This is a genomic window from Aeromonas sp. FDAARGOS 1418, from assembly GCF_019048585.1.
Classification (GTDB): Bacteria; Pseudomonadota; Gammaproteobacteria; order Enterobacterales; family Aeromonadaceae; genus Aeromonas; species Aeromonas caviae.
In genome coordinates, this window is record NZ_CP077387.1 from 3,888,198 (window position 1) to 3,911,832 (window position 23,635).

24 protein-coding genes are annotated in these 23,635 nt (G+C 63.3%); 17 read left to right on the forward strand and 7 right to left on the reverse strand.

Annotation, left to right across the window (positions count from 1 at the left end; translation table 11 throughout):
- Positions 1-462 precede the first annotated feature (462 nt).
- The 10 genes from I6L48_RS18095 (at position 463) to mltB (ending at position 10,054) form a co-directional block, all read left to right on the forward strand.
- Entirely contained in the window at positions 463-858 is a 396-nt protein-coding gene (locus I6L48_RS18095; RefSeq protein WP_042878109.1) for a hypothetical protein, read from the forward strand.
- Positions 859-917: 59 nt separating this feature from the next.
- On the forward strand, positions 918-1,196 hold the full coding sequence (locus I6L48_RS18100; RefSeq protein ID WP_039039827.1) for a peptidylprolyl isomerase: 279 nt from the start codon (positions 918-920) through the stop codon (positions 1,194-1,196).
- A 127-nt stretch (positions 1,197-1,323) separates the two neighbouring features.
- Positions 1,324-2,034: a DUF1499 domain-containing protein gene (locus I6L48_RS18105; RefSeq protein ID WP_042878111.1), complete on the forward strand. Its 711-nt coding sequence runs from the start codon at positions 1,324-1,326 to the stop codon at positions 2,032-2,034.
- Entirely contained in the window at positions 2,024-2,599 is a 576-nt protein-coding gene (locus tag I6L48_RS18110; RefSeq protein ID WP_039039829.1) for a carboxymuconolactone decarboxylase family protein, read from the forward strand. The genes I6L48_RS18105 and I6L48_RS18110 overlap by 11 nt, the downstream gene beginning before the upstream one ends.
- Entirely contained in the window at positions 2,596-4,752 is a 2,157-nt protein-coding gene (locus I6L48_RS18115) for an FAD-dependent oxidoreductase (RefSeq protein ID WP_216987570.1), read from the forward strand. Before I6L48_RS18110 ends, I6L48_RS18115 begins: the two co-directional genes overlap by 4 nt.
- Before the next feature lie 58 nt (positions 4,753-4,810).
- Entirely contained in the window at positions 4,811-5,941 is a 1,131-nt protein-coding gene (locus tag I6L48_RS18120) for an ABC transporter substrate-binding protein (RefSeq protein WP_225160049.1), read from the forward strand.
- Positions 5,942-5,947: 6 nt separating this feature from the next.
- Positions 5,948-7,600 (forward strand): ABC transporter permease, encoded by a 1,653-nt coding sequence (locus tag I6L48_RS18125; RefSeq protein WP_139739579.1) that lies wholly within the window; start codon positions 5,948-5,950, stop codon positions 7,598-7,600.
- 4 nt (positions 7,601-7,604) lie between these two features.
- On the forward strand, positions 7,605-8,267 hold the full coding sequence (locus I6L48_RS18130) for an ATP-binding cassette domain-containing protein (protein ID WP_042878118.1): 663 nt from the start codon (positions 7,605-7,607) through the stop codon (positions 8,265-8,267).
- Positions 8,260-8,862, forward strand: coding sequence for a CDP-alcohol phosphatidyltransferase family protein (locus I6L48_RS18135; RefSeq protein WP_042878120.1), 603 nt, complete (start codon positions 8,260-8,262; stop codon positions 8,860-8,862). The genes I6L48_RS18130 and I6L48_RS18135 overlap by 8 nt, the downstream gene beginning before the upstream one ends.
- A gap of 94 nt (positions 8,863-8,956) precedes the next feature.
- The gene (gene mltB, locus I6L48_RS18140; RefSeq protein ID WP_042878123.1) at positions 8,957-10,054 is read left to right on the forward strand and encodes a lytic murein transglycosylase B; all 1,098 of its coding nucleotides are present in this window, start codon (positions 8,957-8,959) and stop codon (positions 10,052-10,054) included.
- Between the two features lie 44 nt (positions 10,055-10,098).
- On the opposite strand, the gene I6L48_RS18145 is transcribed toward mltB, so the two are convergent.
- Positions 10,099-10,581, reverse strand: coding sequence for a MarR family winged helix-turn-helix transcriptional regulator (locus tag I6L48_RS18145; RefSeq protein ID WP_041212713.1), 483 nt, complete (start codon positions 10,579-10,581; stop codon positions 10,099-10,101).
- A gap of 94 nt (positions 10,582-10,675) precedes the next feature.
- Between I6L48_RS18145 and I6L48_RS18150 the strand changes: the two genes are divergently transcribed.
- On the forward strand, positions 10,676-11,557 hold the full coding sequence (locus tag I6L48_RS18150) for a DMT family transporter (protein ID WP_216987571.1): 882 nt from the start codon (positions 10,676-10,678) through the stop codon (positions 11,555-11,557).
- A gap of 73 nt (positions 11,558-11,630) precedes the next feature.
- Here the strand turns inward: I6L48_RS18150 and pgm are convergent, their stop codons facing one another.
- Both pgm and seqA read right to left on the reverse strand, forming a co-directional pair.
- The gene (gene pgm, locus I6L48_RS18155; protein ID WP_010674109.1) at positions 11,631-13,280 is read right to left on the reverse strand and encodes a phosphoglucomutase (alpha-D-glucose-1,6-bisphosphate-dependent); all 1,650 of its coding nucleotides are present in this window, start codon (positions 13,278-13,280) and stop codon (positions 11,631-11,633) included.
- Positions 13,281-13,333: 53 nt separating this feature from the next.
- Positions 13,334-13,843 carry a replication initiation negative regulator SeqA gene (seqA, locus tag I6L48_RS18160; RefSeq protein WP_039039836.1) on the reverse strand — a complete coding sequence of 170 codons (510 nt, stop codon included), beginning with the start codon at positions 13,841-13,843 and terminating at the stop codon, positions 13,334-13,336.
- A gap of 290 nt (positions 13,844-14,133) precedes the next feature.
- Between seqA and I6L48_RS18165 the strand changes: the two genes are divergently transcribed.
- The 4 genes from I6L48_RS18165 to fldA are packed head-to-tail and all read left to right on the forward strand — an operon-like array spanning position 14,134 to position 16,057.
- On the forward strand, positions 14,134-14,898 hold the full coding sequence (locus tag I6L48_RS18165; RefSeq protein ID WP_042878126.1) for an alpha/beta fold hydrolase: 765 nt from the start codon (positions 14,134-14,136) through the stop codon (positions 14,896-14,898).
- Positions 14,899-14,953: 55 nt separating this feature from the next.
- A complete protein-coding gene (locus tag I6L48_RS18170) occupies positions 14,954-15,175 on the forward strand; it encodes a DUF2788 domain-containing protein (RefSeq protein ID WP_010674106.1) in 222 nt (73 codons plus the stop codon).
- A gap of 20 nt (positions 15,176-15,195) precedes the next feature.
- A complete protein-coding gene (gene ybfE / locus I6L48_RS18175) occupies positions 15,196-15,492 on the forward strand; it encodes a LexA regulated protein (protein ID WP_005325670.1) in 297 nt (98 codons plus the stop codon).
- 40 nt (positions 15,493-15,532) lie between these two features.
- The gene (fldA, locus tag I6L48_RS18180) at positions 15,533-16,057 is read left to right on the forward strand and encodes a flavodoxin FldA (RefSeq protein ID WP_010674104.1); all 525 of its coding nucleotides are present in this window, start codon (positions 15,533-15,535) and stop codon (positions 16,055-16,057) included.
- A 68-nt stretch (positions 16,058-16,125) separates the two neighbouring features.
- Here the strand turns inward: fldA and I6L48_RS18185 are convergent, their stop codons facing one another.
- Positions 16,126-16,599, reverse strand: coding sequence for a DUF4442 domain-containing protein (locus I6L48_RS18185; protein WP_010674103.1), 474 nt, complete (start codon positions 16,597-16,599; stop codon positions 16,126-16,128).
- A gap of 231 nt (positions 16,600-16,830) precedes the next feature.
- On the opposite strand from I6L48_RS18185, the gene fur reads away from it, so the two are divergent.
- Positions 16,831-17,259, forward strand: coding sequence for a ferric iron uptake transcriptional regulator (gene fur / locus I6L48_RS18190; RefSeq protein ID WP_010674102.1), 429 nt, complete (start codon positions 16,831-16,833; stop codon positions 17,257-17,259).
- A gap of 99 nt (positions 17,260-17,358) precedes the next feature.
- On the opposite strand, the gene glnS is transcribed toward fur, so the two are convergent.
- The gene (gene glnS, locus I6L48_RS18195; protein ID WP_010674101.1) at positions 17,359-19,020 is read right to left on the reverse strand and encodes a glutamine--tRNA ligase; all 1,662 of its coding nucleotides are present in this window, start codon (positions 19,018-19,020) and stop codon (positions 17,359-17,361) included.
- On the opposite strand from glnS, the gene I6L48_RS18200 reads away from it, so the two are divergent.
- A complete protein-coding gene (locus I6L48_RS18200) occupies positions 18,937-19,359 on the forward strand; it encodes a hypothetical protein (protein WP_182976762.1) in 423 nt (140 codons plus the stop codon). The genes glnS and I6L48_RS18200 overlap by 84 nt on opposite strands.
- 3 nt (positions 19,360-19,362) lie before the next feature.
- Here the strand turns inward: I6L48_RS18200 and I6L48_RS18205 are convergent, their stop codons facing one another.
- Together I6L48_RS18205 and nagE are read right to left on the reverse strand one after the other, a co-directional pair.
- Positions 19,363-22,026 (reverse strand): beta-N-acetylhexosaminidase, encoded by a 2,664-nt coding sequence (locus I6L48_RS18205; protein WP_113070479.1) that lies wholly within the window; start codon positions 22,024-22,026, stop codon positions 19,363-19,365.
- Positions 22,027-22,148: 122 nt separating this feature from the next.
- Complete coding sequence (gene nagE / locus I6L48_RS18210; protein WP_039039841.1) at positions 22,149-23,603, reverse strand: N-acetylglucosamine-specific PTS transporter subunit IIBC; 1,455 nt, start codon at positions 23,601-23,603, stop codon at positions 22,149-22,151.
- Positions 23,604-23,635 lie beyond the last annotated feature (32 nt).

Below are 23,635 nucleotides of genomic sequence, written 5' to 3' on the forward strand. Positions count from 1 at the left end.
TGCCGCTCATCCTAGCATAATCGCGACGGCGAAATCCCACGCTCGGGGCCCCTTTGCGTGCCGCTCTGCCGCCCCCGGTGCGGGGATCGCTTCGGCCCAGCAAGGAGCCAGCCGGGTGTGAGGAGCCAAACTGCGCACAATCCGGGCAAGGGGCGAACAAAACGCCACCACCGACCCCGCCACGCCGGATCTCCCCTGGCGGCCTTGGGCTGGCAGCAGGGTCCGGCTCGTCGCGACAACCCTTGTCGGACACCCCGCATCCGACGGGTTTCGTCAACCCGTCCCCCTCGACTTGCTCCGTGCCCTCTTCCCCACCCTGCCTGCTATTGAACAGGAAAATAAGTTTAAATCAATCACTTGAATAGATGGCACTAAAGCTTCGTTCAATTCAATCGATTTATCCCGCTGCCCCTGCGCTCCGGCCTGTCCCACACTGATCCCAATCATCGCAGGAGAGACCCCATGCACCTACGTAGCGAACAACTGGCTGACTACATCGCCGACCGACTCGAGTTCATCACCTTCCTGGCCTGCTGCAGCGCCCTGCTGGCATTGCTGACCGGCATGAACGGCCAGCAGGCCCTCGCCTTCACCGCGCTCAATCTGCCCTTTGGCCTGGCCCTGCTGCTGGGCATGGCCCTGCTCGCCCCCCTGTCTGCCCACTGGCGCCTGCCCGGCATAGTCCTGCTGCTGGTGAGCGCAGCCCTGGCCACCCTGCAGATGGGGGGCAACTGGCTCAACCCCCTGGCCATCTGGAGCCTCTATGCCCTGCTGGGGCTGGAGATCCTCTGGCAATCCCGGGCCAGGGTCCCCCTGGCCACCGGCCCCCGGAGCCGGGTCTCGCGCCCGAGGGGCTGACGTGGAGGCGCAATTGCAGTAATCTTGCGCCCCCTTTCCCCTCGCCGAGGAGCATTCCGATGAAAAAAGCCTGTGCCCAGCACATCCTGGTCAAGACCGAGAAACAGTGTCTGGAGATCAAGGAGAAGCTCGCCAAGGGCGCCGATTTCAGCCAGATGGCCAAGCGTTTCTCCACCTGCCCTTCCGGCAAGCGTGGCGGCGATCTGGGAGAGTTCTCCAAGGGGGACATGGTCAAGTCCTTCGACGATGCCGTCTTCAAGGGGGAGTTGCTGACCGTGCTGGGGCCGGTGCGCACCAAGTTCGGCTTCCACCTCATCAAGGTGCTCTATCGCAACTGATCCAGGGCGACGAGGCCATCGGCTCTCTGAGCCGCACGCCTGGGATTGGAGATCATTTACTAACGTTATCAGGCAATTAAGTTTATCCTTCTGGGCATAGTTCCATCCTGACCCGTGGATCCCTCTTATGCACAGCTCTTTGTGGTGGCCGCTGCTGACCTGGCTATTGCCCCTTTGCGGGGCCCTTGGCAGCCGCGCCCATCTCTGGCCCTGGTGGCTCGGCTTCATCCTCTGTCTCGCCAGCGCCCTCCTCAGCCTCGTGCTGCTGCTGCGCCTGCCCTGGCGCTATCGCCGCACCACCAACCTCTGGCCGGATATCTGGGGCATCACTCCCCTGCTGTTGCCCCTGCTGTTTCTCGTCCAGGCGCTGCGCTCCCCCCTCACCAACGACGTCAGCACGGATCCCTACCATCCGCCACGGCTCCAGTGGGCCGAGCTGCTCAGAAGCCCGGAGGATCTCCCGATCTCCCCCCCGCCCCTGCAAGTATTTCCAAGCAACCCCGGTCCTCTCTATACCCGGGCATCCCCGGTCGAAGTGCTCGCGGAAGCCGAGGAACTGATGACGGAGCTGGGCTGGCAGGTTCATCCGGGCAGCGAGGGTATCGATGCCGTCGTCACCACCGGCTGGTTCGGGTTTCAGGATGACGTGGCCCTGCGGGTCTTTGCCGGGCCCAAAGAGACCCGTATCGACATGCGCTCCGCCTCGCGCCAGGGGCGCAGCGATCTGGGGGTCAACCGGGCACGGATCATCGATTTCCTGAATCGGTTGAACGAGCGTCTGGGCGGGGCCTACAAGCCCAAGATGGAGAAGCTCAAAGAGGAACAAGATGCGCATTGAGGTCAAACCGGACCGGGCCTACGCCTGGTTCATCCGCCCCTTCTTCTGGCTGCAGAAACGCAACTACGGTCAGGTGCTGATCCCGGGCAAGTGCTGGGGGCGCTCCCCCAGGCTGTTCGCCGCGGTCGCCACCCTCTACGGCGTCATCAACCGCAAGCGCTCCCCCATCGACCCCGTGCTGCGCTCCCTGGTGACGGTGCGGGTCTCCCAGCTCAACTGGTGTCGTTTCTGTGTCGACATCAACGCCATGACCCTCGTCAAGCGGGCAGGCTCCAGCGACAAGGTGGAGGCGCTGGCCCGGTGGCGCGACAGCCCCTTGTTCGACGAGCGGGAACGGGCCGTGCTGGACTATGCCGAGGCCATGACCGGGCTAGATGGCGTGAGCGACGAGCAGGCCGCTCGCCTCAAGCCCTGGTTCGATGACGACGCCCTGGTGGAGCTCACCGGCCTCATCGCCTTCCAGAACATGTCCGCCAAGTTCAATGCCGCTCTCGACATCGCTCCCCAGGGGTTCTGCCAGTTGCCGGTGCAACCCGAGCGCCCCCTCGACAAGGGGCAGGGATGAACCAGGCACGCCTGCTGCTGTTGCTGGCGATGGGGGCCCTGGTCGGCACCTTCTTTGCCCTCGACCTTGACCACTATCTGAGCCTCACCCAGTTGCAGGCACACCAGGCGCGCCTGACCCTTTGGGTCGACCGCCATGTTGTCGCAGCCAGCCTGCTGTTTCTGGTGATCTATGTGCTCACCACCGCCCTCTCCCTGCCGGGGGCGGCCCTGCTCACCCTGGCGGGCAGCGCCGTCTTCGGCATCCTGTGGGGGCTCTTGCTGGTCTCCTTTGCCAGCTCCCTCGGCGCCACCTTGGCCTTTCTCAGTGCCCGCTTCCTGCTGCGGGACTGGGTCGAGACGCGCTTTGGCGACAAGCTGGCGAGCGTTCAGGCCGGCATGCAAAAGGAGGGGGCCTTCTATTTGCTGAGCCTGCGCCTCATCCCCCTCTTCCCCTTCTTTCTGGTCAACCTGGTGATGGGGCTCACCCCCATCAGAGTCAGCACCTACTACTGGGTCAGCCAGCTCGGCATGCTGCCGGGCACCCTCGTCTACGTGCTGGCGGGGAGCGAGCTGGCTACCCTCACCAGCACAGGCAACCTCTTCTCCCCCGACCTGCTGGCCGCCCTGACCCTGCTCGGCCTGATGCCCTGGCTGATGCGTGCCTTGCAGCGCCGTCTCGCCCTCTACCGGTTGCACGCCCCCTACCGCAAGCCGGCGCGCTTTGACTACAACCTGCTGGTGATAGGCGCCGGTGCCGGAGGCCTGGTCACCAGCTACATCGCCGCCGCGGTGAAAGCCAGAGTGGCCCTCATCGAGCAGCACAGGATGGGGGGGGATTGCCTCCATACCGGCTGCGTCCCCTCCAAGGCGCTGATCCGAAGCGCCCGCTTCGCTATTGAACAGCGCAAGGCCGGGGAGCTTGGTTTTACCCCGAGCCAGAGCCGCGCCGACTTTGCCGCCGTGATGGCGCGGGTCGCCCGGGTCATCGAGGAGGTCGAACCCCACGACTCGGTGGCGCGCTATGAAGGACTTGGGGTGGAGTGCATCCAGGGGCGGGCGCGAGTCACCTCCCCCTGGGAGGTGGAGGTCAACGGCAAGCGCCTGACCAGCCGTCATATCGTGATCGCCACCGGCGCCCGACCCCGGGTACCCGCACTGCCAGGGCTGGACAGGGTTCCCTACCTCACCTCCGACACTATCTGGCAGCGACTGCGCGAGCCCCCCCGCCATCTGCTGGTGCTGGGAGGAGGCCCCATCGGCTGCGAGCTGGCCCAGAGCCTGGCCTTGCTCGATATCCCCGTCACCCTGGTGGAGCAAGGCCCTCAGCTGCTGCCCCGGGAAGATAGGGACGTCGCCGGGGCCCTGGCCGCACAGCTGGAGCACGACGGTGTCACCCTGCACCTCGGCTGGCAGGCTACCTCGGCCGGGTATATGGACGGTAAAGGCGCCAACCTGCCCATCCGGCTGTACCTGCGCCGGGGGGACGAGACGCTGGTGGTTGAGGGGGACCAGCTGCTGCTGGCCCTTGGCCGGGAGGCCAACGTCAGCGGTTTCGGGCTGGAGGCGCTGGGGGTTGAACTGGCCCCCGGCGGCACCTTGGCCATCGACGGCTTCCTCGCCACCAACTACCCCAGCATCCTGGCGGTGGGGGACGTTGCCGGCCCCTACCAGTTCACCCATTTTGCCGCTCATCAGGCCTGGTATGCCGCCATCAACGCCTTCTTTGGCCAGTTCAGGCGCTTTCGGGCAGACTACAGGGTCATGCCGGCGGCCACCTATACCAGTCCGGAGATAGCCCGGGTCGGCCTCAACCAGAAAGAGGCTCGGGCCCGAGGCATCCCCTTCGAGTCGACCCGCTTCGAGATGGCCGAGCTGGACAGAGCCATCACCGACGGCGAGTCAGGGGGCTTTGTCGAGGTGCTGACGGTGCCGGGCCGTGACAGGATACTCGGGGCCACCATAGTGGGTGCTCACGCCGGCGAGCGGATCGCCGAGTTTGCTCTCGCCATGCGCCACCGCCTGGGACTTGGCAAGATCCTCGCCACCGTTCACCCCTACCCCACCCTGATGGAGGGGAACAAGTACGTGGCTGGCGCCTGGCGCCGTGCCCGCCAGCCCGGGCGCCTGCTGGCGCTGCTGGCCCGTTATCACCGCTGGCGCCGCGGCGCCTGACTCTGACGAGGCAACCATCATGTTCACGACCCGACTTCGCGCCCTGCTCCGTCCCCTGATGGCCGCTGTCCCCCTGCTGCTGGCCTCCCCGCTCCACGCCAATGACGCATCGTGGCAGCAGACCTTGCTGGCCGCCAGGGGGCAGACCGTCTACTTCAACGCCTGGGGGGGCAGCCCCGAGATCAACGCCTACCTGGTGTGGGCCAGGCAGGAGATCGCTCGCCAGTACCAGGTCGAGCTGGTGCAGGTGAAGGTGGATGACATCGCCCAGAGCGTGAGCCAGTTGCTGGCCGGCAAACAGGCTGGCAAGACGTCGAACGGCCCCATCGACCTGCTCTGGGTCAACGGCGAGAACTTCAAGGCGCTCAAGGAGCAGGGGCTGCTGGGGGCCCCCTTTACCGACGAGCTGCCCAACATGGCCCTGGTGGACACCGCCCTGCCGGTGAGTGAAGACTTCACCGTGCCGGTAGAGGGGCTCGAGGCCCCCTGGGGCATAGGCCAGCTCAATCTGATGGTGGATGGCGACCAGGTAGACATTCCTCCCACCTCGGCGGCCGCCCTGCTGGCCTGGACCAAGGCTCACCCCGGCCGCTTCACCTACCCCAAGCCTCCCCAGTTTCACGGCTCGAGCTTTCTCAAGCAGATCCTGCTGGAGCTGACACCGGATCCGGCGCCCCTCTATCGGGAGGCGACCGATGCCGACTTCCTTCGCATCACCGCCCCTCTCTGGGCCTGGCTCGACCAGCTTCACCCCGCGCTCTGGCGAAAGGGCAGGCTCTTCCCCACCGGCGCCGCCGAGACCAGGCAGTTGCTCGATGACGGCGAGCTGGCCATGGCCATCAGCTTCAACCCGGGGGAAGCCCAGAGTTCGGTGCAAAACGGCACCCTGCCCCCCACCGTCCAGGCCATCGCCATGGAAAAAGGGGCGCTCACCAACAGCCATTTCCTCGCCATCCCCTTCAATGCCTCCGCCCGGGCCGGGGCCAAGGTGGTGGTCAACTTCCTGCTGAGCCCCGCCGCCCAGGCGCGCAAGAGCGACCCCGCCTTCTGGGGGGATCCCAGCGTGCTGCGCCAGGAGGCACTGCCAGGCCAGACCCGTCCGGCATTGCGCTTCAAGGGGGTGGCAGAGCCCCACCCCAGCTGGCAAACCCGGCTGGAAGCGGCCTGGGCCGAGCGCTACGGCCACTGATCCATCATGCAGGCGCGCGCCCCTCTTCTCCTCCTGCTGCCCTTTTTGATGCTGGGAGCCTTGCTACTGGGGATCCCGCTCGCCGGGGGCCTGCTGTTGCTGGTCATCGAGGGGCTCACCCCCGCCAATCTATCCCTCTTGCTCCCCCAGCCCGGACTCTGGCACTCCGCAGGGTTGAGCCTCTGGGTGGCGGGCGCCTCCACCCTGGGGACCCTCGGCGCCACCGCCCTGCTGCTCGCCCAGGGGGACGGGCGTCCCTGGATGCGCTGGCTGCGCCGCCTGCTCTCCCCCCTGCTGGCGCTTCCCCACGTCGCCTTTGCCATCGGCATCGCCTTTCTGATCGCTCCCTCCGGCTGGCTGCTGCGCCTCGTCGCTCCCCTGCTTGACCTCATCCATCAGCCCCCGGACTGGCAAACCCTCAAGGATCCCTGGGGGCTTGGCCTCATTGTGGTGCTCATCCTCAAGGAGACCCCCTTCCTGCTGCTGATGGCGCTGGCGGCACTGGATCCCGCCAAGGTGGCGCGCCAGCAGTGGCTGGGGGCCAGCCTCGGCTTCAGTGCCCCCCGGATCTGGTGGCGCCTGCTGCTGCCCGCCCTCTGGCCCGCCCTGCGACTGCCCCTCTACGCGGTGGCCGCCTATGGTCTGGCGGTGGTGGATCTCGCCCTGCTGCTGGGGCCGGATGCCCCGCCGCCCCTTGCGGTGCGACTCTGGCTCTGGTATCAGGATGCCGACCCCGCCTGGCGCGGCACCAGTGCCAGCGGCGCCCTCTTGCTGCTCGCCCTCAACCTGCTGCTGCTTGGCGCCCTCAGGCTGCTGGAGCGGGCCCACCTCACCCTCGGCAAGGCACGCTGGCTGGATGGGCGACGCGCCCCCGCCTCGCCCTGGCCCGCACTCATTGCCCGCATCGGCGTGTGGGGGCTGCTCCTGACCAATCTGCTGGTGCTCGCCGCCCTGCTGCTCTGGTCCCTGACCCGGCGCTGGTCTTTTCCCGCCCTCTGGCCGAGCGAATGGAGCAGTCACCACTGGCTGGCTCTGCTGCCGAGCCTGGGCCCGCTGCTGTGGCAGAGTCTGTGGCTGGCCCTGCTCTGCGCCGCGCTCTCCCTGCTGCTGACGGTGCTCTGCCTCGAGGCGTTGCCTGCGCGCCGCGCCACACGCACCCTCTGGCTTGTCTGCCTCCCTCTGCTGCTGCCCCAGGCCAGCCTGCTGTTTGGATTGCGCCTTCAGACCGACGGGCTGGGCTTCACTGGCATAGGCCCTGGCTGGGTACTCTGGAGCCAGTTGATCTTCGTCTTTCCATACGTCTATCTCTGCCTGCACGGCCCCTATCGCCAGTTCGACGAGCGCCTCACCCGGGTGGCCCTCACGCTCGGGGCCAGCCCCTGGGGGGCCTGGTGGCGAGTCAAGGGTCCCCTGCTCGCCCGTCCCCTGCTGTTCGCCTTCGGTGTCGGGGCGGCGGTGAGCCTGGCTCAATACCTGCCGACCCTGCTGTTCGGGGGCGGGCGGGTCGTCACCATCACCACGGAGGCGGTGGCCATCGGCAGCGGCCTCAACCGACGGCTGGCGGGGCTCTACGGCCTGCTGCAACTGCTGTTGCCCCTTTTCATCTATGCCCTGGCGCTCTGGCTGCCGCGGCGCATCAACCCCGCCCTGAGGCCCTGACCCGATGCTGCATACCTCCGCACTCACCCTCTTCCTCGACGGCGCCCCCCTGCTGACGCTCCCCCCCCTCAGGGTGGCCCCGGGCGAGGTGCTCACCTTGATGGGACCGAGCGGCTGTGGCAAGAGCTCCCTGCTGGCGGCCCTGGCGGGAGTGCTGCCACCCGGGGGCCCCATCCGGCTGACCGGGGACATCCTGCTCGGCACACATCGCCTCACCCCGCTGCCCCCCCAGGAGAGGGGGGTCGGCATCCTGTTTCAGGATGACCTGCTGTTTGCCCACCTGACGGTGTCCGAAAATCTGATGTTCGGCATGCCGGCGCATCTCAAGGGGATGGCGGCAAGGCAGACCCGGGCCCGCGAGGCGCTGACCGAGGTCGGGCTGGAGGCTCAGGCGGACAAGCTGCCCGGGGCGCTCTCCGGCGGCCAGAAAGCCCGCGTCAGCCTGCTGCGTGCCCTGCTGGCCGAGCCCAGGGCATTGTTGCTGGACGAGCCCTTCTCCCGCCTCGACAAGCCGCTGCGGGCGGCATTCAGAACCCTGGTGTTCGAGCGCCTGCGCACGCAGGCCATCCCCGCCCTGCTGGTGACCCACGACGAAGAGGATGCGCCGGGTACCATCTTGCAGCTGATCCCCCCAGCCATCCCAGAAGAGGAGCACCACCTTGTTTGATCGCCACCTGATCCCGGTTATCCGCCGCCCCCTCGCCGCGCTCGCCCGCCCCCTGTGCCGGGCCGGGGTGAGCGCCAACCAGGTGAGTCTCGCCGGCTTTCTCATCGGCATGCTGGCGCTGCCGCTGCTGGCATTTGGCTGCTATCAGTGGGCGTTGGCGGCGATTCTGCTCAACCGGCTGCTGGACGGGCTGGATGGCGCCGTGGCGCGGGAAACGGGCATCACCGACTGCGGCGGGTTTCTCGACATCACGCTGGATTTCATCTTCTACGCCGCCGTGGTGCTGGGCTTTGCCCTCGCCGACCCGGCCAACGCCCTGGCCGCCGCCACCCTGCTGTTCGCCTTCATGGGCACGGGATCGAGCTTTCTGGCCTTTGCCATCATGGCGGGCAAGCGGGGCATCGAGAGCCCCGTCTACCACCACAAATCCCTCTACTATCTGGGCGGGCTCACCGAGGGGAGCGAAACCATCGTCCTCTTCGTGCTCATGTGCCTCTGGCCCGCCGCCTTCGTGCCACTGGCCTTCGGTTTCGCCCTGCTCTGTGCCATCACGACCCTGACCCGGATCTGGAGCGGCTACCACACCCTGCGCTGACGGGATCCCGGGGGGCACGCCGGCACGGAGCACTTGCGCCTGCACGCCAATGTTTTACCATGACGGCACTCTTTTTCAGGCTCACGAGAACCCTATGCGTCGCCTTGTCTGTGTCCTCTCCCTGTTTCCCCTGATCTACGGCTGCAGCAGCACGCCGGCGCCCAAGCCCGTGGTCAAACCCCAGCCCAACAGCGCCTTCATCAACCAGACGCCGCCGAGCAAACCCTTCTACGGACAGGTGAGCCAGCCCGGGGTCAGCAAGGGGGACTTCGCCAATCGTTCCAACGTGGACAACTTCGTGCAGCGGATGGTGCAAAAGCACGGCTTCGACAGCGCCGAGCTGCACCGGGTACTGGCCCAGGCCGAGCGTTATGACTGGATCATCAAGCTGATGGACGCCCAGGCCCCTACCACCAGACCGCCCACCGGTCCGACCGGCGCCTGGAACCGCTACCGCGCCAAGTTCATCACCCCGGACAACGTACAGAACGGCGTCAACTTCTGGCGTGAATACGAGAGTGAACTCAACCGGGCGCAGCAGATCTACGGGGTGCCACCCGAGATCATCGTCGGCATCATCGGGGTGGAGACCCGCTGGGGTCGGGTGATGGGCAAGACGCGCATTCTCGACGCCCTGGCGACCCTGGCATTTGACTACCCGCGCCGCGCCGACTTCTTCACCGGCGAGCTGGAAGCCTTCCTGGTGATGACCCGGGATGAAGGGATGGATCCCACCGAACCCAAGGGCTCCTATGCCGGGGCCATGGGCTACGGCCAGTTCATGCCGTCGAGTTTTCGCAACTACGCGGTGGACTTCAACGGCAACGGCCACACCAACCTGTGGGATCCGGTGGATGCCATCGGCAGCGTGGCCAACTACTTCAAGGCCCACGGCTGGGAGAAAGGGCAGCCGGTGGCAGTACGCGGCCAGGGACAGCTGCCGGGCTATGAGCACGGCTTCCAGACCCGCTACCCGGTGGCCACCCTGCGCGGTGCCGGGCTGACTCCCACCGGCAATCTGGGCAACCACAAGGAGGCGAGCCTGCTGCGTCTGGATGTCGGCACCGGTTACCAGTACTGGTACGGCCTGCCCAACTTCTACGCCATCACCCGCTACAACCACAGCACCCACTACGCCATGGCGGTATGGCAGCTTGGCCTTGCCGTCAGGGATGCCAGAGGCGGCTACTGAGTCAGCCTCAATGCCAACGAAAACGGGCCCGCAGGCCCGTTTTTTTATTCGTTCTCCAGCAACCAGCGCTTGAGCAGGGCGGCCAGCAGCTCCTGTTCGGCCAAGGTCAATGGGGCCAGCAGGCGGCGCTCGTTCGCCACGTGCTGTTCCACCGCATGGTCAACCAGCTCCCGCCCCGGCGCCGTCAGGCAGACCAGCAGGCTGCGCCTGTCATCGGGGGAGGCTTCACGTCTTATCAGGCCACGCTGCTCCAGCTTGTCGAGCCGGGCCGTCATGGCCCCTGAACTCAGCATGGCGGACTGGTAGAGCGCAGTCGGGGTCAGCGGCTCGCCGGCCCGACGCAGGGTCGCCAGGATATCGAAATCGGACCCCAGCAGACCGCACTCCTTGAGGGTCTCGCTCACTTCGCGCCCGGCGATCGCCGCCATGCGCGCCACCCGCCCCAGCACCCCCATGGGGGTGCAGTCGAGGTCCGGGCGCTGCCGGGCCCACTGGGCCAGCAGCTGATCTACATGATCACTCTCCATTCGGGCTCCATTATCTCTACATGAAGATACTTGATAATAAACCAACTCGCGGCTAATGTATCTTTACTTAAAGATACTTTTTTGCGAGATAACCATGCCGCGGCTGATCGCCCTGCTCGCCCCCCTGCTCTGGGGCAGCACCTATGCCGTCGTCAGTCTCTACCTGACCGACTACTCCCCCTACTGGGTGGCCGTGTGGCGCGCCCTCCCCGCCGGGGTGCTGCTGCTGTTGCTCCATCCCCGCAGGCCGCCTCTCGTCTGGAGCAGGCAGTTCCTGCTGGCGTTTTGCAACATCACCGCCTTCTTCGCCCTGCTGTTCGTGGCGGCGTTTCGCCTGCCCGGCGCCGTGGCGGGTACGTTGGGAGCGACGCTGCCCCTCATCCTGATGGGGCTGGCCTGGCTGCAAGACGGTGTCAGACCGACGATCAAGTGGCTGTTGCTGGGGGTGATGGGGCTCGTCGGGGTGCTCTTGCTGCTCAATCCCTCTGCCAATCTGGATCCCGTCGGCGTGGCGTGCGCCCTGCTCGCCACCCTGCTCATCGGCCAGTCGAGCCGCTGGATGCAACGCTGGCCGGTGGACGATCTGCTGGCTCTGACCGCCTGGCAGCTGCTGCTGGGCGGCCTGATGCTGATCCCGCTGGCCTGGTGGCTGGCCGGCCCCATGCCCCTGCCCCGGGCTGACGCCACTCCCGGGCTTATCTGGCTGGTGATCCTCAACACGGCCCTGGCCTACTGGGCCTGGCTCTGGGGACTCAAACGCCATGGCCCGGAGGTGATGGGGATGCTGGCCCTCACCAATCCCATGGTGGCGGTCTCCTGCGGTGTGCTGATGGTGGGAGAAACCCTGGATGGCCGTCAGTGGCTCGGCATCGGCATCATCCTGCTCTCTCTCTTCCTGATGAAGCTGCCGGCCCGCTCCTTCCTCAAGCGCTGGCAGAACCGCAAGGCCGCCACCGGCAGCGTCGACAACGGCTGATCCGCAGTCAACCCGACACAAAAAAAGAGGAGCCACCAGGGCTCCTCTTTCACATGGGTTGTTGCCGTAAGGGTCAAACGCCTGCCTTGGCCAGGGCGGCGGAGACGATCTGCTGGGCTTCCTGCTGGATGAGGTCCAGGTGCGCCTCCCCCTTGAAGCTCTCCATGTAGATCTTGTAGATGGACTCGGTACCGGAGGGGCGCGCCGCGAACCAGCCGTTCTCGGTCACCACTTTCAGGCCGCCGATGGCGGCATCGTTGCCCGGCGCCTTGGTCAGCTTGGCGAGGATGGGCTCGCCAGCCAGGGTGGAGGCTTCCACCAGGGCCGGATCCAACTTGGAGAGCACCGCCTTCTGGGCGCTGTTGGCCGGAGCATCGATGCGGCGGTAGCTGGAGCGGCCGAATCTGGCTTCGAGCGCATCGTAGTGGGCCTGGGGATCCTTGCCGGTCACCGCCAGGATCTCGGCCGCCAGCAGCGCCAGAATGAAGCCATCCTTGTCGGTGGTCCAGACGGTACCGTCCTTGCGCAGGAAGGAGGCACCCGCGCTCTCCTCGCCGCCAAAGCCGAACTCGCCGCTGTAGAGACCGTCCACGAACCACTTGAAGCCGACCGGCACCTCTTTGAGGGTGCGCCCGATCTCGCCGGCCACCCGGTCGATCATGGAAGAGGAGACCAGCGTCTTGCCGACGGCCGCCCCCTTGGGCCAGCCGGTTCTGTGGGTGAACAGATATTGGATGGCCACCGCCAGATAGTGGTTCGGATTCATCAGGCCCGCCTTGGTGACGATGCCGTGACGGTCGTAGTCAGGGTCATTGCCAAGGGCGATGTCGAACTTGTCTTTCAGAGCAATCAGGCTCGCCATGGCGAACGGGCTGGAACAGTCCATCCGGATCTTGCCGTCTTTGTCCAGGGTCATGAAGGAGAAGGTCGGGTCGACCTTGTAGTTCACCACCTCGATGTCCAGACCGTATCGCCTGGCGATGACGTCCCAGTAGGCGACGCCGGAGCCACCCAGCGGATCCACGCCGATCTTGATGCCAGCCTGCTTGATGGCGGCCAGATCCAGCACGTTTTCGAGATCATCCACATAAGGGGTGACATAGTCGTGTTCCACCACGAACGGGCTCTTGAGGGCCTCGGCAAACGGCATCCGCTTCACGCCGGCCAGGCCCGCTTCCAGGATCGCGTTGGCGCGGTCTTCCACCCACTTGGTGATCTCGCCTTCGGCAGGACCGCCGTGGGGCGGGTTGTATTTGAAGCCACCGTCTTCCGGCGGGTTGTGGGACGGGGTGATCACCACGCCGTCCGCCTGGGCCACGGGTTTGCCTGCGTTGTGACGCAGGATGGCATGGGAGATGACCGGGGTCGGCGTGAAGCCGAGGCCAGCCTGAATGCGGGTCTCGACACCGTTGGCCGCCAGCACTTCCACCGCGCTGGCAAAGGCGGATTCGGACAGCGCATGGGTATCCATGCCGACGAACAGCGGCCCCGTGATACCGGCCTGCTGGCGGTACTCCACCAGCGCCTGGGTCACCGCCAGAATGTGGGATTCGGTGAAGGCGCTGTGCAGGGCGCTGCCGCGGTGACCGGAGGTGCCGAAGGCGACCCGCTGCTCAGGGCGGCTCATGTCCGGCTTGTTGAGGTAGTAGGCGCTGACCAGACGGGGAATGTTGGTCAGATCGCAAAGACGAGCCGGCTGACCGGCGTGGGAATGCTGTGCCATGGCGTTTTCCTTGAGCTGAGCCTTGCCCGGCAAGGCCTGAAGTCATTGATGGGTTAAACGGCGCCGCACACCCGAGCCGTCAGATCCTCGTCATAACCCATGCTGTTCATGAGCTGGGCCACCATGTTCTGCTTGCGGCTGGTATTGGTATTGGTGATCACCCAGAACGGGGTCTCCGGTACCGGCTTGGGCTTGGTGGTGCTGCCACTGGCACGCAGCGCTTCCGGGTCACGGGAGAAGTAGACGCGCTTGCGCCCTTTTATCTCGGTCGCCTGGGTGAAGCCTTCCGGGTTGTCCCGATAGAGGGTGCTCAATACCAGCATGAAGCGGTTGATGGACTTCTCTTCTTTCTGCAGCTCGCCGGAATCCAGCAGTGCCTCCAGCCCCAGGGCATCAGCCACGGGTTGCGGTTGCGTCGCAGGCGTGGCCGCCACGGTTGCCGTGCCAGCCTGGGCGGGTTGCTCCAGCAGGCGACGCAGGATATCGGACGCACTCTCGCCGATGTGCCGGGTCTGGCTCGCGATAAAGAAGTAGAGATCGTCATCAAGCTCGATGGTTTTCATAGGGATGCGCTGGACTCGTCGAAATTCGGATGCGGCGATTATACATAGGCAGACCCGGCAGCCCAAGCAAGGGGCGGACAGATGTGCATGAATCTCCTTGAGAATACGGCATAATGACGGGCCAAGTGTGTGATCCCCCGCACTGATAGCCGATCCCGGGGAGATATTTTTGAAAAAAAACCACAAAAAAATCCCCCACCAGGAATGAAATCCTTTTCTTTCAGTGTGTTAAAAATTATGGCGATAGAGCCCACGACCGATAAGGTGTCATTTTGCAACAATACCCACGATTGAACTTCAAGGAGCAGGGCGAAGGCCCGACTGTCGTGCTGATCCATGGCCTCTTTGGCAGCCTGGACAACCTCGGCCTGCTGGCACGCCCCCTCAGCGAACAATACCGGGTCATCAGCGTCGATCTGCGCAATCACGGCGCCTCCTTTCACTCGGACGAGATGAGCTACCCGGCCCAGGCGGCGGACATCCTGGCCCTGCTGGACCATCTTGGACTTGAACAGGTGGCCCTGGTGGGTCACTCCATGGGGGGCAAGGTCGCCATGCAGGTCGCCAAGCAGGCCCCTCACAGAGTCAGCAAGCTGGTAGTGGCGGACATCGCCCCGGTGGCCTATCCCCACGCCCGCCACAAGAACGTGTTTGCCGGGCTCAATGCCACGCTGGCCACGCCCCCCCAGAGCCGCAGCGAGGCGGAAGCCATGCTGGCCGAGCACATCGAGATCGCCGGGGTGCGCCAGTTCCTGCTCAAATCCTTCGCCAAAGGGGAGTCTGGATGGGGGTGGCGTTTCAACGTACCGGCCCTTGAGCGCAACTACGCCAACATCATGGGCTGGCCCGACGATGAACGCCGCTTCGAAGGCGCGACACTCTTCATCAAGGGGGGCGACTCCGACTATATGCTGCCCGAATACACCGGGGCCGCGATGGCCCAGTTCCCGGCCGCCAAGGCACGCGTCATCGCTGGCACGGGTCACTGGCTGCACGCGGAAAAGCCGGTTTTGTTCAACAAACTGGTTGTGGATTTCCTGTCGACAGGCGGTTAACAGTTTCAAATCCTTTGTGATATAGTGCGCCCGTCTTAAGGAGTGCGCGCAATCCATGCTGAGTGAACACATCGATCTCATCGAGAGTCTGGGCCTGAAACTGTTCTTCGTGGCCATCTTCCTGCTGATTGGTCTGGCCATTCAGGACGTGCTCAAACGGGGCAATGTGCCCCGCTTCGGCCGCTTCATCGTCTGGCTGGTGCTGTTTCTGGGTTGCGCGGGTTTTGTCGCCAAGGGGCTGATCGAAATGGGCTGGGAAGGCTCAGGGATCGGCTAACTACTTTTCATCTGTGATGTATGGCCAAACAGCAAACTGATCGAACAACACTGGATCTGTTCGCAACTGAGAAGCGCCCCGGCAGGCCAAAGACCAATCCACTCCCCCGCGAGACCCAGCTCAAGATCAACAAGCGCAACCAGCTCAAGCGCGATCGTGAGAACGGGCTGAAACGGGTCGAGTTAAAGGTGGAAGCCGAGTTGCTGGAGCGCCTGAACCAACTTGCGCTGCAACAGAACGTCAGCCGAGCCGAGCTGATCCAATCTATCCTGAAGCAACAGATCGAGTCTGCTCATGCAGCAGGCATCGCAATCTGAACCGTCAAGCATCAACACCAGATACGGGTAACGAAACACTATGGCTAGTGTAGGTCTGTTTTTCGGCAGCGATACCGGTAATACCGAAGCTGTCGCCAAGATGATCCAGAAAGAACTGGGCAAACAACTGATTGAAGTCCGTGACATTGCCAAGAGCAGCAAGGCCGACATCGACAGCTTCGATCTGCTGATGTTCGGCATCCCGACTTGGTACTACGGCGAAGCCCAGGCCGATTGGGACGACTTCTTCCCCGAACTCGAAGAGATCGACTTCAACAACAAGCTGGTGGCCATCTTCGGATGCGGCGATCAGGAAGACTATGCCGAGTACTTCCTCGACGCCATGGGCACCCTGCGTGACATCGTCGAAGCCAAGGGCGCCATCATCATCGGCCACTGGCCGACCGCGAGCTACGAGTTCGAAGCCTCCAAGGCGCTGGTGGATGACAAGCACTTCGTGGGCCTGGGCATCGACGAAGATCGCCAGCCCGAGCTGACCGCCGAGCGCGTCAAGGGTTGGTGCAAACAGCTGCACGAAGAGATGTGCCTGGGCGAGCTGGAGTGATCTGATCTCCCTCCCTCTTCATGCAACAAGGGCCCCGACGGGGCCCTTGTTGCATCTGCAGCAGGCTTTCAGCCACCCCTGTGCTGGGGCTTGGATCTGACATAGAGGGTGCGCTTCACCTGGGCCACCAGCTCGCCCTGGCCATCCTGCACCTGCACCTCGAACTCGGGAAAGTGCTTCTCCCCCCCCTCGGTCGCCGCCACGATCGAGGCCAGCTTGGCGTCGCTCAGGGTGAACTCCGCCACCAGTTTGCCCTTGCCCGGCTTGATGAAATTGATGCTGCCCGCCTTGTCCCACACGTAGTAGCGGTTCTTGAAATATCCCATCAGCATCAACGGGTAGATGGGATCCGTCATGGCGAACATGCTGCCACCGAACTGGGTCCGGTTGGCATTCTTGTTCCACCAGCGGGACTTGAGAGTGACCCGGCAGAAGCGGAAATCGGGGCTCAGGGTTTCTATCTTGATGCCTGCGCCCCAGAAGGGGGGCCAGGCGTTGAGGGCGCAGCGCACCCAGGCGGCATTGCCGAAAAGCCAATCCATGGATCTCATCCGACCAGACTATAAAGAAGTCACATAGTATCAACATTCTCTGGTCGAGCAAGCGGGCCTGAATATTCCCATGACGGGCTTGATGATCTAAAGCCCTTGAATTGCTGGGTTTATTTTTAACTTGGCTACGACCTATAATGACAGGCCAAGCGAGTTCGTGGTTGCCATTACAGCGGCAGTCAATCAGAATAACCACACCTTCGAGAATGCGAATAAATAGAAATGGCAGACAACAACCAAGCGTTAAAAAAGGCCGGGCTCAAGATCACCTTGCCCCGTGTCAAGATCCTGGAAATCCTGCAACAGCCTGACTGCCAGCACACCAGTGCGGAAGATCTGTACAAACGGCTGATAGATCAGGGCGAGGAGATTGGTCTCGCTACCGTTTATCGCGTTCTCAACCAGTTTGATGATGCCGGTATCGTCACCCGTCACCATTTCGAAGGGGGCAAGTCGGTGTTCGAGCTCGCCACCCAGGAGCACCACGACCACCTGGTCTGCCTCGACTGCGGCAAGGTGATCGAGTTCTCCGACGAGGTGATCGAACAGCGCCAGCGCGACATCGCCAAGGCGCACAACATCCGCCTGACCAACCACAGCCTTTACCTGTATGGCCACTGCGCCAACGGTGACTGCAAGCACGACGATTGATTCGGCCGGGTCAGCGCAATAAAAAAGCCAGCATGATGCTGGCTTTTTTGTGTCCGCAATCCGAACCAGAAGCGGCAGGGTCTCCCCTGCCCTCTTCTATCAGGCCTCGGCCTTGCCCCAGACGTCACGCAGGGCCACGGTGCGGTTGAACACCAGGCGCTCGGCGCTGGAGAGCTTGTTGTCGGCGCAGAAGTAACCTTCACGCTCGAACTGGTAGGCAAACTCCGGCTTGGCATCCTTCAGGGAAGCCTCCACCCGGGCCCCTTCGATGATCACCAGGGATTCCGGATTCAGGGCCGCTTCGAAGTCATCCTCGGCGCCCGGGTTCGGCACCTTGAACAGACGGTCATAGAGACGCACTTCGGCCGGCAGGGAGTGAGTGGCGCTGACCCAGTGGATCACCCCTTTCACCTTGCGACCGTCCGCCGGATCCTTGCCCAAGGTCTCGGGGTCGTAAGAGCAGTAGATGCAGGTGACCTTGCCGTCCGCATCCTTCTCGACCCGCTCGGCCTTGATGACGTAGGCGTTGCGCAGGCGCACTTCCTTGCCCAGCACCAGTCGCTTGAACTGCTTGTTGGCTTCCTCTTTGAAGTCCGCCTCGTCGATGAAGATTTCGCGGGAGAAATGCAGCTCACGGGTCCCCATCTCCGGCTTGTTCGGGTGCGCAGGGGCTGTCAGCACCTCGTCGGCCGCCAGGTTCTCGATCACCACCTTCACCGGGTGCAGCACGGCCATGGCGCGCGGGGCGTTCTCGTTGAGATCGTCGCGGATGCAGGCTTCCAGCATGCTCATCTCGACGATGTTATCCTGCTTGGTCACACCGATGCGCTTGCAGAACTCGCGGATGGAGGCCGGGGTGTAACCACGGCGGCGCAGACCGGAGACGGTCAGCATGCGCGGATCATCCCAGCCGTTCACGTGCCCCTCGGTTACCAGCAGGTTCAGCTTGCGCTTGGACATGACGGTGTATTCGAGGTTCAGACGGGAGAACTCGTACTGACGGGGGTGACAGTCGATGCTGATGTTGTCCAGCACCCAGTCATACAGGCGACGGTTGTCCTGGAACTCCAGGGTACACAGGGAGTGGGTGATCCCCTCCAGGGCGTCCGAGATGCAGTGGGTGAAGTCATACATCGGGTAGATGCACCACTCGTCACCGGTCTGGTGGTGATGGGCAAACTTGATGCGATAGATGACGGGATCGCGCATCACCATGAAGGGGGATGCCATGTCGATCTTGGCGCGCAGGCAGGCGGAGCCTTCGGCCATCTCACCGTTTTTCATCTTGGCGAACAGGGCCAGGTTCTCTTCCACGCTGCGATCGCGGAACGGGCTGTTCTTGCCAGGGGCAGTCAGGGTGCCGCGGTATTCGCGCATCTGCTCCGGGGAGAGCTCGTCCACATAGGCCAGCCCCTTCTCGATGAGCTCGATGGCGTAGCCATGCAGCTTGTGGAAATAGTCGGAGGAGTAGCAGATCTCGCCGCTCCACTGGAAGCCCAGCCACTGGACGTCCTGCTTGATGGACTCCACGAACTCGATGTCTTCCTTCGCCGGGTTGGTGTCATCGAAACGCAGGTTGCACTGACCCTGATAGTCGCGGGCGATGCCGAAGTTCAGGCAGATGGATTTGGCGTGGCCGATATGGAGATAACCGTTCGGCTCCGGCGGGAAACGGGTATGCACGCTGCTGTGCTTACCGCTGGCCAGATCTTCATCAATGATCTGACGAATAAAGTTAGTTGGGCTGTTCGCCTGACTCATGGCTCACCTCAAAAATGCGTCACTGGCGGACGTTGTGCCGGCTGGCACCCTCATACCCCCGCCGTCAAGCCGGGTATGATCCCTCATTACGCGCCCTGCCTCAACCTGAATTTGGCCAATTCGGGTCATTGGCGCACCAAAAACGGCGAAACGGGAGAAATTGCAGAGATCCTGGTCAAAAAAAGCCCCGCACGGGGCGGGGTCTCAAGTGATGAAAAACAGACAAAACACACACAACAAAGGTTCACACGCAGAGTCAACCTTTCCCAAACCCGATGGCCATCGACCTTGGGAAAGGCGGGTCTTGCGACCCACCTTGCGTTATGGATTGAAGGCTAGCTATCAGTTCAGCTCGGTGACGCGGCTGGTGCGCTTGCCATCGAAGCTGGTGGTACGCAGGTAGACCTTGCCATCCACGGTCGGCTTGGCGGCAGCGTCGTAGGCGCTCCAGCTCTTGCCGTCCAGGCTGTACTGGATGGGCAGACCCGGCAGATCCACGTTCGCTTCCAGCACACCGTTCACCACCTTGGCACCCGGTACGGAGAGGCGATATTCCACCCCGGCCTGGTCCAGTTTCGGCAGTACGCGCTGACCCAGCACGTTGGCAAACTGGTTCCACTCCTTGTTCAGGGTGGCCTTGTTGACATGCTTGGTGGTGCCGGAGAACTCGCGACCCTTCACGTAATCGAGCTCGAAGCCGCCCTTGTGCCAGGCGCGCTCGGCCACGGAGAAGATGCGCGGATAGACCATGTATTCGTACTGGGCATCGGTGCGCACGGTTTCACTCCACTGCTGACCGGAGATCCCCTTGAACTTGACCGGATCCTGGTCACCCTTGGCCACGAAGGCGTTGCCGTCGCGGTCAACCGAGGTCTCGGCGTTCTGCGGCAGGTTTTCCGGGGCGAAGGCAAACACCTTGCGGGTGTCGTTGAAGCGGGTTGCCCAGTAGTAGCCACGCTCAGCCGGGTGCACCTCGTTCGGGAAGTCGAAGTAGAGGTAATCCGGGTTGGAGAGCACCACGTCATAACCCTTGTGCGCCCACTTCATCGCCTCGTTGAAGCCACCCCAGTAGAGGGTTTCCCAGAAGTTAACCCGGGTCTTGTCGGTGGCGAATACGCTGGCATCCGTGGCGTACTTCAGGCCATCTTCCCACGCCTGCAGGGTGGAGAAGCCGTGGCCCTTGACCATCTCGCTCACTTCCTTGGCAAAGTAGACCGGCAGCTCGGCCACGTCCTTGATCTTGCCATCGTCGATCATCTTCTGGCACATGGGGGACTTGCCGAACGGCTTGTCCTGCTTGCTGGAGTCGACGTTGCCCTTCCAGGCCACCAGATCTTCTTTCTTGGTGACGGCCGGATCCTGGTAACCACCGCCCTGCATGATGTTCTTCGCCTCGTCACCACCGTAGTGCCAGGCGGTCAGCGGCTGGCCGGCGGCCTGGTGCATCTGGGCCACTTCATCCATCACCTTGGCAACGAAGGTGGCGGCACCCGGCTGGCAGGGGTTGATGAAGGACATCTTGTCGTAGAACTGTACCGAGGTGACGTTGGAGGTATCGGCCGGGTCAGTCAGACGGAACTGGTTGGCCTCGGCTTCTTTGCCCTCGCTCATCAGACGCTTGTAGCGCGCCTCCATGGAGACCACGGCGGCACGGGCGTGGGCCGGCATGTTGATCTCGGGGATCACTGTCACACCGCGGGCCTTGGCATAGCGTACCAGGTCGATGTAGTCCGCCTTGCTGTAGAAACCGGAGCCCTGGTTGTCGCTGGTGGGGCCGGAGCCAAGCTGCGGCATCAGGCACTTGGTTTCGGACTCGTCATGGCAACGCTGGCTGCCGACGTCGGTCAGCTCCGGCAGGCCCGGGATCTCCAGACGCCAGCCTTCATCGTTGGTCAGCCCCAGGTGCAGCACGTTGAGCTTCATGGCGGACATCTGGTCAACCAGCTTCTTCATGGTCTCCGGGCTTCTGAAGTGACGGGCCACGTCGGTCTGCATGCCACGGTATTCAAAGCGCGGCGCATCCTCGACGCTCATCTGGCTCACCAGCTTGTCGTCAACGCCCAGCAGAGAGATCAGGGACTGGGCGCCCCAGAAGGCGCCGTCAACGTCGTGCCCCTGAATGACGGTGCCCTTCTTGCCGATGGTCATGTCGTAGCCTTCGGCCTGCTTGAGCTTGCTGCCGAGCTTGATGGTGACCGGGTAGCCGGTGTCGGAGAGGGTAACACCCAGCTTGGTCAGTTGCGCCTTCAGGGCCTCGGCGCGATCGCTCGGCAGGTCAAGGGCATTGAGCTTGATGGTGGAGAAGTCGACTTGCGGGCCGGCCTTGACCACCTGCTTCATCGGGCTTGGCAGGATGCGGTCGTCAATCTTGCCGGCAGGCAGCAGGGTACTGGTCTGGTTCGCGGCGAAACGGGTCTCGCTGTTCATCAGGATGTTGTTGTCATCCTTGGTGCGCTTCCAGCCATCGGCCGGCATCGGCTTCTCGTAGGTGCTGGCATCGTCGATGTTGCTCATGCTGGCCAGCACTTTCGGCTCGGCCCCTTCACTGGCGACATACCAGTTCGGCATGATGTCAGATTCGAACAATACCCAGTATTCCACCACCAGGGGCACCTCGACCGTGGCGTCCTTGGCAAAGCCCTGGAACTTCTCGGTCGGCGTCAAACGATAGAGGTCGCCGGTCAGGTGGGTGATGGTGAACTGGTCGTTGTCCACCCGCTGGATGCGGCGGATGGAGGAGACATAGATGCTCCAGTCCTTGGAGGTGACGTCGGCACCGGTATTGGTCAGGTGCAGCTTGGCAACGCCGCAGCTCGCCCACTCGGAGCCCAGCGCCTGGCAGTCAAGACCGGCGCCGGCACCGTCGTTGGTGACGACTTCGTACTTGACAACTAGGTTGCTGGCGAGGGCGTCGACCACGGCTTGCCTGGCAGCATCGGCTGCAAGTGCGGGACCGGCGAAAACGGTAGACATGGCAATGGCTAACAGAGAATGTTTCAAGTTCATAACTGCTGCTCTCATTTGAAGTAAAGGTTGGATTTTCTTGGCTTTTTTTATATGGGGCCCCGAGGCGGGGCCCTTAGTTATGTCAACAATGGACTTAGACTTGAGGTGAGCGAGTCGCTCGATTAACGCAGGGCTTTCATCTCACCGGCGATGATCTCGGCCAATGGGCCCAGAATCACCTGCAGGTTCTGCTCACCGAGCTTGACCACACCGGCCGCGCCCAGGGCTTTGAGCTTGCGCTCGTCAACGATGCTGCGGTCTTTCAGGGTCAGACGCAAACGGGTGATGCAGGCATCGATGGTCACCAGGTTCTCCTGACCACCCAGCACTTCCAGATACTGCTTGGCCAGCTCGGTGCGGTCGGTGGTTTGAGCCTGTACCGGCACGGCTTCGTCATCTTCACGACCCGGGGTTTTCAGGTTGAACTTGGCGATCACGGCGCGGAAGACCACGTAGTAGAGGCCGAAGAAGACCAGACCCTGTACCAGCAGCATGTACCACTGGGTCGCCAGCGGGTTGCGGCTGGAGAGCACCATATCCACCAGACCGGCGCTGAAGCCGAAACCGGCGATCCAGTGCATGGAGGCTGCGATGAACACGGAGATACCGGTCAGCAGGGCGTGGATGACGTACAGTACCGGCGCCACGAACATGAAGGAGAACTCGAGCGGCTCGGTCACCCCGGTGAAGAAGGCGGCAAAGGCGGCAGCGATCATGATGGACGCAACCTTCTCTTTGTTCTCTTTCTTCGCGCTGTGGTAGATGGCCAGTGCGGCACCCGGCAGACCGAACATCATGATGGGGAAGAAGCCGGCCTGGTACATGCCGGTCACGCCCACGACAGCCTTGCCAGCGTCGATGGAGGACTGGCCACCCAGGAAGTTCGGGATGTCGTTGATGCCGGCCACGTCGAACCAGAACACGGAGTTCAGGGCGTGGTGCAGACCGACCGGGATCAGCAGACGGTTGAAGAAGGCGTAGATGCCGGCACCGGTGGAGCCCATGCTGACGATGGATTCACCGAAGCTCACCAGGCCACCGTAGATGACCGGCCAGACGGCCATCAGGATGAAGGAGACCACGATCATCACCACGGAGGTCACGATCGGCACCAGACGACGACCGGAGAAGAAGGCCAGCGCCTTGTGCAGCTCCACGCTGCTGAAGCGGTTGTAGAGCTCGGCGGCGATGACACCACACAGGATGCCGACGAACTGGTTGCTGATCTTGGCAAAGGCTGCCGGCACCTGGTCGGCCGGGATGCCCTTGATCTGGGCCACGGCGCCCGGGCTCAGCAGGGTGGTGACCACCAGGAAGCCGACCAGACCGGCCAGCGCGGCGGAACCGTCTTTATCCTTGGACATACCGTAAGCGACGCCGACGGCGAACAGAATGGGCATACTGTCGATGATGGCGGCGCCCGCCTTGATCAGAAACGCAGCCAGAGGGCTTCCGCCACCCCAACCGTTCGGGTCAATCCAGTAGCCAATCCCCATCAGGATCGCGGCGGCAGGCAATACCGCTACCGGCACCATCAGGGCACGGCCGATCTTTTGCAAATAACCGAGAATGTTCACGGTTCCTCTCCTTAGTTGGTGTTTTTCTAGAA